At 43.6% G+C, this 12,466-nt stretch carries 16 protein-coding genes; 6 read left to right on the top strand and 10 right to left on the bottom strand.

The window, feature by feature from the left end:
* Positions 1–25: 25 nt before the first annotated feature.
* Complete coding sequence (locus tag PGH26_RS11005) at positions 26–355, bottom strand: YuzD family protein (protein WP_323691130.1); 330 nt, start codon at positions 353–355, stop codon at positions 26–28.
* A gap of 82 nt (positions 356–437) precedes the next feature.
* On the opposite strand from PGH26_RS11005, the gene PGH26_RS11000 reads away from it, so the two are divergent.
* Positions 438–674, top strand: a complete 237-nt coding sequence (locus tag PGH26_RS11000; protein WP_025782972.1) for a NifU family protein — start codon at positions 438–440, stop codon at positions 672–674.
* A gap of 47 nt (positions 675–721) precedes the next feature.
* On the opposite strand, the gene PGH26_RS10995 is transcribed toward PGH26_RS11000, so the two are convergent.
* Positions 722–1,399, bottom strand: coding sequence for a DUF2225 domain-containing protein (locus PGH26_RS10995; protein WP_323691129.1), 678 nt, complete (start codon positions 1,397–1,399; stop codon positions 722–724).
* A gap of 119 nt (positions 1,400–1,518) precedes the next feature.
* On the opposite strand from PGH26_RS10995, the gene PGH26_RS10990 reads away from it, so the two are divergent.
* From PGH26_RS10990 to PGH26_RS10980, 3 genes are all read left to right on the top strand, one after another.
* Positions 1,519–1,884, top strand: coding sequence for a HesB/IscA family protein (locus PGH26_RS10990; protein WP_323691128.1), 366 nt, complete (start codon positions 1,519–1,521; stop codon positions 1,882–1,884).
* 457 nt (positions 1,885–2,341) lie between these two features.
* The gene (locus PGH26_RS10985; protein WP_323691127.1) at positions 2,342–3,559 is read left to right on the top strand and encodes an NAD(P)/FAD-dependent oxidoreductase; all 1,218 of its coding nucleotides are present in this window, start codon (positions 2,342–2,344) and stop codon (positions 3,557–3,559) included.
* A 125-nt stretch (positions 3,560–3,684) separates the two neighbouring features.
* Positions 3,685–4,026 carry a YuiB family protein gene (locus tag PGH26_RS10980; RefSeq protein ID WP_323691126.1) on the top strand — a complete coding sequence of 114 codons (342 nt, stop codon included), beginning with the start codon at positions 3,685–3,687 and terminating at the stop codon, positions 4,024–4,026.
* A 35-nt stretch (positions 4,027–4,061) separates the two neighbouring features.
* On the opposite strand, the gene PGH26_RS10975 is transcribed toward PGH26_RS10980, so the two are convergent.
* Positions 4,062–4,538: a divergent PAP2 family protein gene (locus PGH26_RS10975; RefSeq protein ID WP_323691125.1), complete on the bottom strand. Its 477-nt coding sequence runs from the start codon at positions 4,536–4,538 to the stop codon at positions 4,062–4,064.
* Positions 4,539–4,655: 117 nt separating this feature from the next.
* On the opposite strand from PGH26_RS10975, the gene PGH26_RS10970 reads away from it, so the two are divergent.
* Together PGH26_RS10970 and PGH26_RS10965 are read left to right on the top strand one after the other, a co-directional pair.
* Entirely contained in the window at positions 4,656–6,170 is a 1,515-nt protein-coding gene (locus PGH26_RS10970; protein WP_323691124.1) for a leucyl aminopeptidase, read from the top strand.
* A gap of 62 nt (positions 6,171–6,232) precedes the next feature.
* Positions 6,233–6,508, top strand: a complete 276-nt coding sequence (locus PGH26_RS10965; RefSeq protein ID WP_323691123.1) for a hypothetical protein — start codon at positions 6,233–6,235, stop codon at positions 6,506–6,508.
* A gap of 45 nt (positions 6,509–6,553) precedes the next feature.
* Here PGH26_RS10965 and mnhG read toward each other — a convergent pair whose 3' ends face one another.
* The 7 genes from mnhG to PGH26_RS10930 are packed head-to-tail and all read right to left on the bottom strand — an operon-like array spanning position 6,554 to position 12,299.
* Positions 6,554–6,919 (bottom strand): monovalent cation/H(+) antiporter subunit G, encoded by a 366-nt coding sequence (gene mnhG / locus PGH26_RS10960; protein WP_323691122.1) that lies wholly within the window; start codon positions 6,917–6,919, stop codon positions 6,554–6,556.
* Positions 6,903–7,184 carry a Na(+)/H(+) antiporter subunit F1 gene (locus PGH26_RS10955; protein ID WP_323691121.1) on the bottom strand — a complete coding sequence of 94 codons (282 nt, stop codon included), beginning with the start codon at positions 7,182–7,184 and terminating at the stop codon, positions 6,903–6,905. Before PGH26_RS10955 ends, mnhG begins: the two co-directional genes overlap by 17 nt.
* Positions 7,181–7,660, bottom strand: coding sequence for a Na+/H+ antiporter subunit E (locus PGH26_RS10950; RefSeq protein ID WP_323691120.1), 480 nt, complete (start codon positions 7,658–7,660; stop codon positions 7,181–7,183). Before PGH26_RS10950 ends, PGH26_RS10955 begins: the two co-directional genes overlap by 4 nt.
* A 6-nt stretch (positions 7,661–7,666) precedes the next feature.
* Complete coding sequence (locus PGH26_RS10945; protein WP_323691119.1) at positions 7,667–9,148, bottom strand: Na+/H+ antiporter subunit D; 1,482 nt, start codon at positions 9,146–9,148, stop codon at positions 7,667–7,669.
* Positions 9,141–9,482: a Na(+)/H(+) antiporter subunit C gene (locus tag PGH26_RS10940; protein ID WP_323691118.1), complete on the bottom strand. Its 342-nt coding sequence runs from the start codon at positions 9,480–9,482 to the stop codon at positions 9,141–9,143. The genes PGH26_RS10945 and PGH26_RS10940 overlap by 8 nt, the downstream gene beginning before the upstream one ends.
* Positions 9,482–9,904 (bottom strand): Na(+)/H(+) antiporter subunit B, encoded by a 423-nt coding sequence (locus PGH26_RS10935; RefSeq protein ID WP_323691117.1) that lies wholly within the window; start codon positions 9,902–9,904, stop codon positions 9,482–9,484. Before PGH26_RS10935 ends, PGH26_RS10940 begins: the two co-directional genes overlap by 1 nt.
* Entirely contained in the window at positions 9,891–12,299 is a 2,409-nt protein-coding gene (locus PGH26_RS10930) for a Na+/H+ antiporter subunit A (RefSeq protein ID WP_323691116.1), read from the bottom strand. Before PGH26_RS10930 ends, PGH26_RS10935 begins: the two co-directional genes overlap by 14 nt.
* Positions 12,300–12,466 lie beyond the last annotated feature (167 nt).

Below are 12,466 nucleotides of genomic sequence, written 5' to 3'. Positions count from 1 at the left end.
TCAATTACATTTTACGTATTATCACTCAGCTTGCTGAAACGAAACCATGCTTTTCCAGTTCATTGAAAATCGGTTTTAATTGAATATACCCTTCACCAATCACTTCTTCGTTGACGATCACAAGCGGATAGAAGTATTCTTCCTCTTTTACTTGTTCCGCTAAGATACGCTGCCTTTCGTCTTCAATGACAGACTCGATATCAATATAAACAATCTTAAATGGATGATTTGGGTATTTACGCTGAATCGCAGCATCCAGCCATTCATATGTATCTTTTGAAGTAGGTGCGTTCACACAACTTGCACAAACGACCTCTGCACCGTATACTTCAACTGTAACGTGTTTAGCTTTCATAGCTAACGCCTCCTGATTCTCTATTGGATTTTTTTCGCGATCCAGTTTATAATAACTATAAGGAAAGGGGAGTATAAAACTTATGACAGAAGCAACGATGAACGAATCAGTTCAAGAAGTGTTGAATAAATTGCGTCCGTTCCTCTTACGTGATGGCGGCGACTGTGAACTTATCGACGTGGAGGATGGTATTGTTAAGCTCCGTCTACTAGGCGCATGCGGTACGTGCCCAAGCTCTACAATTACATTGAAAGCCGGTATTGAGCGTGCTCTTCTTGAAGAAGTACCTGGTGTCGTAGAAGTAGAACAAGTTTTCTAAGAGCCAGTTGGCTTCTCAGGAACGGGCCAAACGTGTCCGTTCCTGTTTTATTTTTCTTCTCGTATTTCTTGCCACCGCTCTTTTGCCATTTCAATTAGCTGCGGTTCAGTAGAGGTTCTCTGGGTTTCAATAATTTTTGAGAAGTATTGAACTGCTTTTTCGCGATCTCCTGTACGCCATGACAATTCAGCGACCATGTAGAGAACACGGGATTCTGACATTTGGGTTCCTGCGTGATCATCTGCAGAGTACGCTTCTTCATAAAGATTTCTGGCAAGTGTTAAAAAGCGCTGCTCTTCTTCATGGTGTTCAAGAATGCGATAAAGCCAAGCTGTCCTCAGCGTAATTCCAGCGGTTGTGAGTGATTTTTCTTTTTTTACCATAGCACTTAAATAACCAAGTTTGTAGGCAGCGATTGCGTCTTCAATTGTGCGCTTGCCACTTAGCGAATGAGGTTTCCATCCAGCAGTAATGACAGAAGCAATTTGTTCTTTTGTTCCCGGAGCAAAATAGGGAGCAAAATCGTCCGTGAACGAGAAACCGCAAGAAGGGCATACAGCTATATTATAAAACAGCGGATTCACTTCGCTGTCCACATAGTTTGGTTTGAAATCGGTATCTGTTGAAGCAACCCTTGAAAAACGAGACCGAATCCGCGTTGTTGTGAAGGGTTCTTTACAATTCAAACAACTCATTTTCTTATCATAAAATGGTGTGAGTTCCATGATGCACCAACCTTTCGTACTATCACCCTTATTATAGCAAACCTTCAGTGAACAAGGGGGTTTCATTGCATTGCAATTTACATCATTGATATGATTGATATTACTTAGGAGGGATATAGATGACACAATTACTCAACTTATCTGAAGCAGCTGCCTATCGCGTTAAAGAAATGATGGAACATAATGGAGAGCAAGGCTCATTCTTGCGTGTTTCCGTTAACGGTGGAGGCTGCAGCGGTCTTACGTATGGAATGGGATTTGACGCTGAACAGCACGACACAGATCAGCTATTGGAACTGCACGGTGTAAAAATTGTCGTGTCCTCTGAAGATACGGATATTTTAGCTGGCACAGTAATCGATTATAAAGAGTCTTTGATGGGCGGCGGGTTTACCATCGAAAACCCGAACGCTATCGCATCATGCGGTTGCGGAACGTCGTTTAGAACAGCGAAGAAAGCAGGGGCTCCTGCAAGTTGTGATTGATTCATACCAATAAAAAAGTCTCTTCGACAGGTTCTGTTCTTTCAGAATCTAGTCGAAGAGACTTTTTAATTACTGTTTTTATACAGACCATTCCGATACTGGTAAACCTGCTGAACATAAGCTTTGCACATGAAAACACGCAAGATGGAACAGAGTCCTAGCAGTTAAAAATAATAAGAAGAAGTAAAAATCCATATTTGTTGAATTTGTGTCTTTTAGCTATATGGAATTTACTTAACTTTCCAGTAAAATGGGGGCAACTCGCATTTTTCATCCGTTTATGAAGACTCTGCGAAGTTATTTCCATATGTCCGATTATATTCCTAATAAGCTATTGAAATAGCGGGTCAAAAAGGCTACTATGGATGAGGAATATAAATAAATAGCGCTGGATTGTAGGAATCACGTGATTTTTACAAACCGGCACATCATACATGAAAAGGTGGAACCGATTCCCGTGAAAAAAAGACCTACAATCCTTATTCTAGGTGCTGGATATGGCGGATTATCAACAGTTGTTAATCTGCAAAAATCTCTGGGCGTAGACGATGCTGAAATTATCCTTATTAACAAAAATGATTACCACTATGAATCTACTTGGCTTCATGAAGCAGCTGCAGGTACATTGAAACCTGAACAAGTGCGTTATGACATTGGCAGAGTGATTCAAAAAGACAAAGTGAAATTCGTGAAAGCTGAAGTTCAAGCAATTGATGTCAAAGCAAAACTAGTGACAACAACAGCTGGACAGCAAGCATATGACTACTTAGTAATCGGTCTTGGATTTGAAGGAGAAACATTCGGAATTCCAGGTCTTGACAAGTACGCACTTTCAATTGCAAACGTGAATGCAGCGCGTCAAATCCGCGAGCATATTGAATACCAGTTTGCGACATGGGCTCTTGAAGACGTAAAAGCAGACAGCCGTCTAACAATTATTGTCGGCGGAGCTGGATTTACAGGTATCGAATTCCTTGGTGAACTTGGAGATCGTGTTCCTGAACTTTGTGAAGAATTCGATGTGCCTGCAGACAAAGTAAAAGTACTTTGTGTAGAAGCAGCACCAATGGTCCTTCCAGGATTTGACCCGGAATTGGTTGAATACGCAGTACGTCAGTTGAAATCTAAAGGAATCGAATTCTCAATCGGTACACCGGTTGTAGAAGCAACTCCTGAAGGCGTTAAACTGAAAAAAGGCGACGACGAATTTGAATTCATCGAGGCGGGTACAGTTGTATGGGCAGCAGGTGTCCGCGGTAACCGTCTAATCGAAGAGACAGGCATTGAAAACATGCGTGCTCGTGTAAAAGTTGAAAAAGATCTTCGTGCTCCAGGATTCGATGATGTATTCATCGTAGGTGACTGCGCATTAATGATTAACGAAGAAATCAACCGTCCATACCCTCCAACTGCTCAAATCGCGATGCAGCAAGGGGACATGTGTGCAAATAACTTGATCGCTCTTATGAAAGGCCAGCCAACTCAAGCGTTTGTTCCAGACTTGAAGGGAAGCATTGCTTCACTTGGTTCTAACGATGCGATCGGAGTTGCTTTCGGTAAGAAGATGACAGGCAAGAAAGCATCCTTCATGAAGAAAATGGTCGACAATCGTGCACTATACCTAATTGGCGGCGCGGGTCTGACATTAAAAAAAGGTAAGTTTGATATTCTATAATGTATACGTTTCTTACACTCGTCCGCTTTTATAAGGACGAGTGTTTTTTACTTTCCAACAATCTTATGACAGTTGCGTAAGCTGTTGAAAGAAGTGCCGCAATCCGGTAAAATGAACTAAGGAAAATGGAGGTCATCATTTTGAGTACAATTTCACTTACAGAGATTATTCTGTCTGTCCTCATCTTTATAGTTATGTTTTTCGGGATTGGCTTTTTGTTGAACATGTTACTGCGCATGTCGTGGGTCATGGCAATTATTTACCCGATAGTCGTAATTTTAATTATTGATGAAGTGAAGGCATACGAATATATTACGAAGCCGGGACATGCGTTCAGTATGCTCGGAGATAAGTTGATGGCATTACATACAGTCGATATCGTGATTCTCTCAAGCGGTTTAGTGGGAGCCATTATTTCAGGGATTGTGAGTAAGCTTCTGCGCAAACAGGGATATCAGATGTTTTAAAAAAACGCTCAGGCAAAAGCTGCCCGAGCGTTTTTTTATACGATAAATGAATATGTGATAACGGAAATCAAGATGCCAGTTACTGCGCCTGCGAACACTTCACTTGGTTTGTGGCCGAGGAGAGTCTTCAGTTCGACAATCTTTTGTTCTTCGTCTTTCTTAATCCAGTCTTTTGTTCCGCTGACGAACGTTTGGAAATCTGCACGGATTTGATTGATGATCAAGGCTTGCTGACCAGCTTGGTAACGTACGCCGCTTGCGTCGAACATTACGATGACTGCAAAAATTGCGGAGATGGCAAACATCGGAGAATCCAATCCTTGTTCAAAAGCAATCGCAGTGGTTAGGGCAGTGACTGCAGCTGAGTGAGAACTTGGCATGCCTCCTGTTGAGGTCATTAGCCTCCAGTCAAGCTCACGAGTGAGTAAAAAATGAATCGGAATCTTTACAAACTGCGCGAAAAAAATTCCGAATAGTGCAACTAACAGCGGCACATTGTTCAAAATTGTCATGTAGGCACTCCTCGCTCATAATAATTATAGAAGATAGTCCGGTAACCGAAGAATTTTTTTCGTTTCTTCTTCAACTGGTATATAATTAAGAATGTATGAAAATGAGGAGGTAGTCAAATGAAAACATTCATTACAAACAAAGAGATAACGGAGACTAATCTTGACGTGGTCGTAATTGGTGTCCCTGAACATCCAGAAAACAAAACGAATTGGAGTGTCATAAATGACGCATTCAGTGGCAAGCTGACGGATTGGGTAAAGACAGGTGATGTGAAAACGTCTTTTAACGCTGTCACTAAGATTCCGGCTATGGGTGACAGCACATTCAAACGCGCGGTTTTCATTGGTTTAGGAGCACCTAAAAAACTAACAGACGAAGGATTGCTTGAAGTCTTCTCTAAGCTTGGAAAAGAGCTTAAGACAATGAAAGCAGAAAGCGTTTCCATTTGGGCTGATTCATTCACAACGGAAGAATTGGATGCAGAGGATGCAGCATTTGCATCACTGCAAGGTCTTGTATTAGGAAGTTATCAATTTGCAGATTACAAAACTAGCTCAAACGAAAAAGATTTTGAATTTGATACAATTGAGCTAGTGAGTACTGCTGATGAAGATGAACTTAAAGCAGCTATGGAAGTAGGACTTGTACATGCGGAGGCCGTAAATTCAGCACGGACACTTGTCAATACGCCTCCAAATATTTTAACGGCCGTTAAAATGGCCGAACACGGAGAAATGCTGGCTGAAAAATACGGATTTGAAGTTGAGATTCTTGGTAAAAGTGAAATGGAAGAACTCGGGATGGGTGCGATTCTCGCAGTTAACAAAGGGTCTGTTGAAGAACCTCGTTTAATTGTACTTAAATACGCAGGCGGCAATGAAGACTGGACAGGCGTCGTGGGTCTCGTTGGTAAAGGGATCACATATGATACCGGCGGATACTCATTGAAACCGCGTGAGGGAATGGTCGGTATGAAAGGGGACATGGGTGGTGCTGCAGCTGTATTTGGCGCAATGCAAATCATCGGTGAACTTCGTCCTGCCAAAAACGTTATAGCGGTCATCGCTTCCACTGACAATATGGTGTCTGGAGATGCGTTTAAACCGGACGATGTGATTACATCGCTTTCAGGGAAAACGATCGAAGTTTTAAACACAGACGCTGAAGGACGCCTTGTATTGGCAGATGCTGTCACGTATGCAAAACAATCAGGTGCCAACTATCTCATCGACATTGCAACACTCACTGGCGGGGTTATCGTTGCCCTTGGTAAAGATAAAACTGGCGCATTGACGAACAACGAAGCATTCTTCGAAGAATTCATGGAAGCTTCTGTAGAAACAGGAGAATTCGTTTGGCGCTTGCCATTAACGGAAAGTGATAAAAAGCGTCTTCGCAAGAGCGAAGTAGCGGACCTTAATAACTCGCCAGGCCGTGATGGCCATATGATCTTTGGCGGCGGTTTCGTAGGAGAGTTTGCAGGGGATACACCTTGGATTCACTTGGATATCGCAGGAACATCTGAAGCGGATGCGCCGCACGCACTAGGACCTAAAGGCGCTACAGGTGCCATGACAAGAACATTAGCTACGTTCATCGAGCGCTTAGCTGAAGACACTGCCGAAGCGTAATAGGTGTCAGCCTACCTCTTTCTTTGCCCAATGAATAGGATAAGTGGGAAAGGGGGAGGAAGATGTCACGATATAGAGGCAATAACTATGGTGGTGGAAGAGGGTACGGAGGAGGAAGAGGTTTCGGCGGAGGCGGATTTGGAAGCGGCTTCGGATACGGTTTCGGCGGACCTTTCCTAGGCGGATTAGCCGGCAGCTTACTGGGTAATGTAATTTCACCTTACGGATATGGTGGGGGCTATGGTGGAGGTTACGGCGGATATCCGCCATACGGAGGCTATCCCGGCTATTATCCATACTCTTACCCGCCTTACTACAGCCCCTATGGATATTGGTAAATAACAAAAAGACGCAGCGTCCGATTCGGGACACTGCGTCTTTTTTTATTCCTCTTCATGAGATTTCTGTTCACCAATTGCTTCTCCGAGATCGTCTCCCACGGTCAGGTCTGTCGGTTTAACGCCAGACATATAAGCAGCGCGGCTCATTAAGTGTCCGCCAACAGGCGAAGTGATGAAGAGAAAAACACTTCCCAGCAGTAATTGAATACTGAAATGTCCTTTAATCCACCAAAAGTGAAGAAACACACCAATCAGAATTCCGAGAACACCGAGCGTTGCACTTTTTGAAGCGGCGTGGGCCCGTGTGTACACATCGGGCAATCGTAGTATCCCGACTACGGTTACCACTGTAAAGAATACGCCTACAAGGATGAACAGAGCGATGATAATATTAGCGACGAGTATCACGGTCTATAATCGCTCCTTTCTCGATGAATTTCGAGAACGAAACTGTCCCTATAAAGGACATGATCGCGATGAGCAAAATTACATCTATGAAAAATATTGTATCAAATGCAATTGACAGCAGCGCGATAATGGAAATCAGCATCACACCGATTCCATCTAACGCAATCAGGCGATCCGGAGTCGAAGGACCTTTAAATACTCGAACGAGCGTACCGAGCATGGATAGGAAGATGATGATTAAACAGATCCAGATGAATATGTTCATGTTCGGCTCACCTCCAGAATTGCTTTCTCGAATGATTGTTTGATGGAATTGATAGCTTCTTCAACATCATCTACATCGATAGCATGAACGTATAATGTCCTTTGATCATCCGAAACATGGATGACAATCGTTCCAGGCGTCAACGTGATCAAACTGGCTAGCAACGTGATCTCCCAGTCTTTTTCAAGAACTGTAGGCATCGCGAAAATCATCGGCTGTAATTCCAGCTTGGGCTTTAATACCAGCATTGCAACAGAGATATTAGACAAAATCAATTCTTTAAAGAAAATGAACGTCAATTTCAAGCACGCCCATAATCGCCCTAAATACAGACGGTCCTTGTAAAAACGTCTCGTCAATATGAGCAGCAGCAACCCAATTATATAGCCGATTATAAATGTGGAAGGGGTGAACGACGCCGTGATGAGCACCCACGTAATTGCGATGAAAAAGTTAAGCAATATTTGAAATGCCAACGTGATCTACTCCTTTAACACGGCGTTTATATAACTCGACGGATCGAGCAGCACATGAGCTGCATCCGATACGTACGGGAAAATCCACTCAGTTCCGACTCCGTATAACACGGACAGAGCTACTAGAATTACAGCAGGGAACATCATATGCTTATAGGTTTTCCGGTTAGTTTCCTGTAACGGAACCGGCTCTCCCCAAAACGCATAAATGAAAATTCGGATGACCGACAGTAAGACAACCAGGCTGGAAGCGAGGATGACAATCGTTCCGAATAACTGGCCGTGTTCAAAACCGCCTTGAACAATCAGCAACTTCCCAACAAAACCGCTTAGCGGCGGAATGCCAGCGAGACCGAAGGCAGCAATTAGAAATAGCCAGCCTAGAGGTGCATGGGTTTTAATAAGTCCGCCCATCTCTCGCAGATTGGACGTTCCAGTTACATAAATCATGATCCCGATAATCAGGAACAATGCTCCTTTGATCAGCATGTCGTGAATCAGGTAGAAGACAGCGCCCTGCATGCCGGCTTCATTCATTTGCGAAACTCCGAAGAGAATAACGCCTATCGCAATTAAGATGTTGTAGATGATAATTTGTTTTAAATCGAAATAAGCAAGTGCACCAATACATCCTGCGACAATAGTGAGCAGCGCGAGTACCATTAAAATAGTGTGAGTAAACGCAAGGTCATTGACGAAGAACAGCGTATAGGTACGTGTGATGGCGTATACCCCGACCTTTGTTAACAAAGCACCGAACAGTGCCAGAATTGGAAGCGGGGGAGCAGCATACGACCCAGGCATCCAGAAGTAAAGGGGGAAGATTCCCGCTTTAATCCCGAATACGAGAAGCAATAGAATGGCTATCACTGAAATGATTCCCGGCTGTCCGATATCTGCAATCTTCTGTCCGATGTCTGCCATGTTGAGTGTTCCGACGACTGAGTACAAATACGCCACTGTAATGACAAAGAAAGCAGAAGAAATGACATTTACAAGTATGTACTTAATAGATTCCCGCAGCTGTCTTTTCTCACCGCCAAGAACGATGAGAAGATAAGAAGCAATCAGCAATACTTCGAAAAATACAAACATGTTGAAAATATCACCAGTCGTAAATGCACCATTCACTCCTGTAATCATGAAGAGGATTGCAGGATAGTAAAAAAAGCGCTCCCGTTCTTCACCGATTGAGCTGAAGCTATAAATACACACGAATAGTGTAATCACTAATGTAGAGGTTACGAGCAGCGCAGAGAACATGTCCGAGACCATCGATATACCGAATGGAGCGGGCCAGCTGCCGAGTGTCAGTGTTTGGATCCCATCCTGTTTCACTTTCATAATGAGCGCAAATGCGGCAACGATACTTGCACTTAGCCCAATAACAGTGAGGATTCGCTGGATGCGTACTTGTTCTTTGAAAAACAGCAGTACAATCGCAAAGAAAAACGGGATGATGATCGGAAACAATAGAAGGTTAATCATGCTCATCATTTCCTTTCATCGAATTCAAATCATCAGTTTTGTGTACGGCATACGTACGATAGGCAAGGACGAGTATGAACGCCGTCACCCCAAAGCTGATAACAATTGCAGTTAAAATCAGCGCTTGCGGAAGAGGATCCGCAAAATCAGCCGCACCATCCGTGAGTACTGGAGGTGCACTGCCGCCAAGGCCGCCCATCGTCAAGATGAACAAATGAGCGCCATGACTTAACAAACCGGTTCCAAGGATTACTTTTATCAAGCTTCTTGAGAGAATTAAGTAAATTGCAGCCGTGAAAATCAGACCAGCTACAATCGCCATAAGCAATTCCATTACTCATCCCCTCCAATCGATTGAATGATGGTAATTGCCGCACCTACAACCACAAGGTAAACACCTGAGTCGAAAATCATTGCCGTGTGAAGCTCAGTGTCACCGAAAAGCGGTAAATCGAAATGTGCAAATGCATGTGTGAAAAAAGGTACATTGAACAAAATGGAGCCGGCTGCGGTTCCTAGAGACAACAGCAGACCAATTCCAATAACTACAGTAAAATTAAATGGCAATGTTGCTTGAACTGTTTCCAAGTCAAATGCAAGTAACAGCAGCACGATTGCACCTGTCGTTAAGAGACCTCCTACAAAGCCGCCCCCGGGAGCAAAATGCCCCGCAAAGAAAATATGGATCGAGAACAAGGAAATGATGAAAAATGTGACTTTTGCAGTCGTTTGTAAAATAACATTATTTTTTTTCATCATCGGTCTCCTTTCTCGCCAAGCGAAGACGGATCATACCAAGAACAGCGATTCCGGCAATCGATAGCACAGCAATTTCAAACAAAGTATCAAAACCGCGGTAGTCAACGAGAATGACGTTCACGATATTTCCTCCGCCTGCTTCTGTATGGACGGTGTCTTTATAGAACTGTGAAATACTGGCGACGAGCTTATTGGAATGTGCGGACAATGCAACAAGAGTTACGGAAAGACCGACACCGCCTGCAATAATTCCGTTCACTAGTTTGTTTTTCTTTGTTTCTCCATGCGTTTTTAAAGCTGGGAGGTGACGGAAGGCGAGCAAGAAGAGAGCGACTGAAATCGTCTCAATCACGAGCTGTGTTAACGCCAAGTCTGGTGCTTTGAACAATACGAAGAACAACGCAACTGAGTACCCGACTGCACCTAGGGCAATAATGGCGGATATTCGGTTCTTCGACATAATCACCATGCCAGTTCCTAGAATCGCGACAATTGAATTCAAAACAGCAAACAGCGTAATCGGTGATAGACTGCTCATATCCAGCTCAAACGCACCTTTAGCGAATAAAACGACTATCGTCATAACAGAGAAAAACGCAAACATATAGAGTAAGTACGTTCGTATTAATCCATTCATATAGAAACGGGACAGCTTATTCATCCCTTTTTCTGAGAACGTCATAACGCCGTCATAAAGAGCGTTCAGTGATAACATTTCTGGCTGCAAGCCATAAACCGGCTGCCATTTTTTTATCGAAGTAAACAGTATTGTTCCAATTGCAATAACGCCGACTGTCAGCCACATTGGAACTGACCCGAACCCATGCCAGGCTTGTACATGAACAGCAGCCTCCGAAGGCATACTGTACAGCTGCGGCTGTGCAGCCATAACCGCTGGCGCGACGAGCCATTTTCCAACAACGTTTGGAATGAAGAATAATGCAATGACACTGACCGCTAAAATAATAGGTGAAATCAGCATGCCTATTGGAGCTTCGTGCGGCTTAAGCGGAAGCTTGTCAAACTTCTTTTCACCTGTAAATGTCTTGAAAACAAAGTAAAAGCTATAAACAAATGTGAATACACTTGCAACCCATGCAATTACAGGGAATAAAATGCCCCACGTATCAAAGTTGAATAGTTCAAAGTGTTTCAAAGCAACCATGGATTCCAAGAATAATTCTTTACTTAAGAAACCGCCAAATGGGGGAATCCCTGCCATAGAAAGACCGCCAATGAACGCAACAGTGAAACTGATCGGCATAACGCTCATTAAACCGCCAAGTTTGCGGATATCGCGCGTGCCGGTTTCATGGTCGACAATCCCTGCAATCATGAACAAGCTGCCTTTAAAGACTGCGTGATTCACTAAGTGGAAGATTGCTGCAAACATCGCTAATCGGAATAGCGCGGCGTCTGAATGATAAGCAATTGCTCCGGCACCTAGTAAGGACATGATCAGACCTAACTGGCTGACTGTCGAGAATGCGAGAATCCCTTTTAGATCGGTTTGCTTCACTGCGAAGAACGAACCCCACATTAAGGTAAGCAATCCAATTCCGGATACGAGCCAAATCCACACAGAAGACTCTGCGAAAATCGGCGTAAATCGTGCAACCAGATAGAGCCCGGCTTTAACCATGGTCGCGGAGTGCAAGTAGGCACTGACCGGAGTAGGCGCTTCCATTGCATCTGGAAGCCAAATATAAAACGGAAATTGAGCGGACTTTGTGAATGCCCCGAATAACAGAAGCACCGCTGCAAGTGTAAATAACGGATCTCCCGAGTAATCGGATAACCCGGAAATTAATTCGCGAATCGAATATGTATCTCCTAAAATCCCGAGAATTACGAAGCCCCCGAGCATCATTAACCCGCCGCCAACGGTGATCATCATGGACTTTAAGGCACCGAAACGGGAACCATCCCGCGTGTACCAATAACCGATCAGCAGAAATGAAGAAATCGACGTTAACTCCCAAAATAAGTAAAGTGAAATGACATTATCCGACTGGACAACACCAAGCATCGCCGTCATGAAAAGCAGCAGGTATACATAGAAATTACCCAGCTTTTCTTTGTGCCTATCTAGATAGAAAATCGAATACAGAACAACCAGCGCACCAATCCCTGTAATGAGCAGTGTGAATAGAAGACTGAGGCCATCTAGGTAGGAGACAAAAGAGATTCCTAGTGAAGGGATCCAATCGAACGAAGAGACTGCATGTTCGCCACTTGCTGTCAGTGGCAGGTAGGTACTGTAATAGACGAACAGTACAACTGGGATAATCAGAACAAACCAGCCTGTATGTATACCAGCAACACGACGGAACAGCGTCGGGATGAAAAGAGCTGCTAAAGCTGGCAAGAAAATCAACCAAACAAATTCCACTAAAAATCCTCCTTCCTCGTACTTACAAGATGTAGACATTGGTTTAAAGTATAACGTAAACATGCGCATTTTGCACTGTGGGCACTTGAAAGGGATTGCGGTAAATCAATCTCTTCCTATATTATAGAGACATTGGGAAATCCATATAAAATAACCAGTCAGTCTGA

Origin of the sequence: Sporosarcina jeotgali (assembly GCF_033304595.1) — a bacterium.
GTDB classification, from domain to species: domain Bacteria; phylum Bacillota; class Bacilli; order Bacillales_A; family Planococcaceae; genus Sporosarcina; species Sporosarcina jeotgali.
The sequence above is the reverse complement of the archived record's forward strand: the minus strand, read 5'-3'. Positions and strand labels throughout refer to the sequence as shown.

Bases quoted from the DNA above. Each gene is read 5' to 3' on its own strand.
- PGH26_RS11005 (WP_323691130.1), bottom strand. From the start codon at position 355: ATGAAAGCTAAACACGTTACAGTTGAAGTATACGGTGCAGAGGTCGTT.
- PGH26_RS11000 (WP_025782972.1), top strand. From the start codon at position 438: ATGACAGAAGCAACGATGAACGAATCAGTTCAAGAAGTGTTGAATAAA.
- PGH26_RS10995 (WP_323691129.1), bottom strand. From the start codon at position 1,399: ATGGAACTCACACCATTTTATGATAAGAAAATGAGTTGTTTGAATTGT.
- PGH26_RS10990 (WP_323691128.1), top strand. From the start codon at position 1,519: ATGACACAATTACTCAACTTATCTGAAGCAGCTGCCTATCGCGTTAAA.
- PGH26_RS10980 (WP_323691126.1), top strand. From the start codon at position 3,685: ATGGAGGTCATCATTTTGAGTACAATTTCACTTACAGAGATTATTCTG.
- PGH26_RS10975 (WP_323691125.1), bottom strand. From the start codon at position 4,538: ATGACAATTTTGAACAATGTGCCGCTGTTAGTTGCACTATTCGGAATT.
- PGH26_RS10970 (WP_323691124.1), top strand. From the start codon at position 4,656: ATGAAAACATTCATTACAAACAAAGAGATAACGGAGACTAATCTTGAC.
- PGH26_RS10965 (WP_323691123.1), top strand. From the start codon at position 6,233: ATGTCACGATATAGAGGCAATAACTATGGTGGTGGAAGAGGGTACGGA.
- PGH26_RS10955 (WP_323691121.1), bottom strand. From the start codon at position 7,184: ATGAACATATTCATCTGGATCTGTTTAATCATCATCTTCCTATCCATG.
- PGH26_RS10945 (WP_323691119.1), bottom strand. From the start codon at position 9,148: ATGATTAACCTTCTATTGTTTCCGATCATCATCCCGTTTTTCTTTGCG.
- PGH26_RS10940 (WP_323691118.1), bottom strand. From the start codon at position 9,482: ATGGAATTGCTTATGGCGATTGTAGCTGGTCTGATTTTCACGGCTGCA.
- PGH26_RS10935 (WP_323691117.1), bottom strand. From the start codon at position 9,904: ATGAAAAAAAATAATGTTATTTTACAAACGACTGCAAAAGTCACATTT.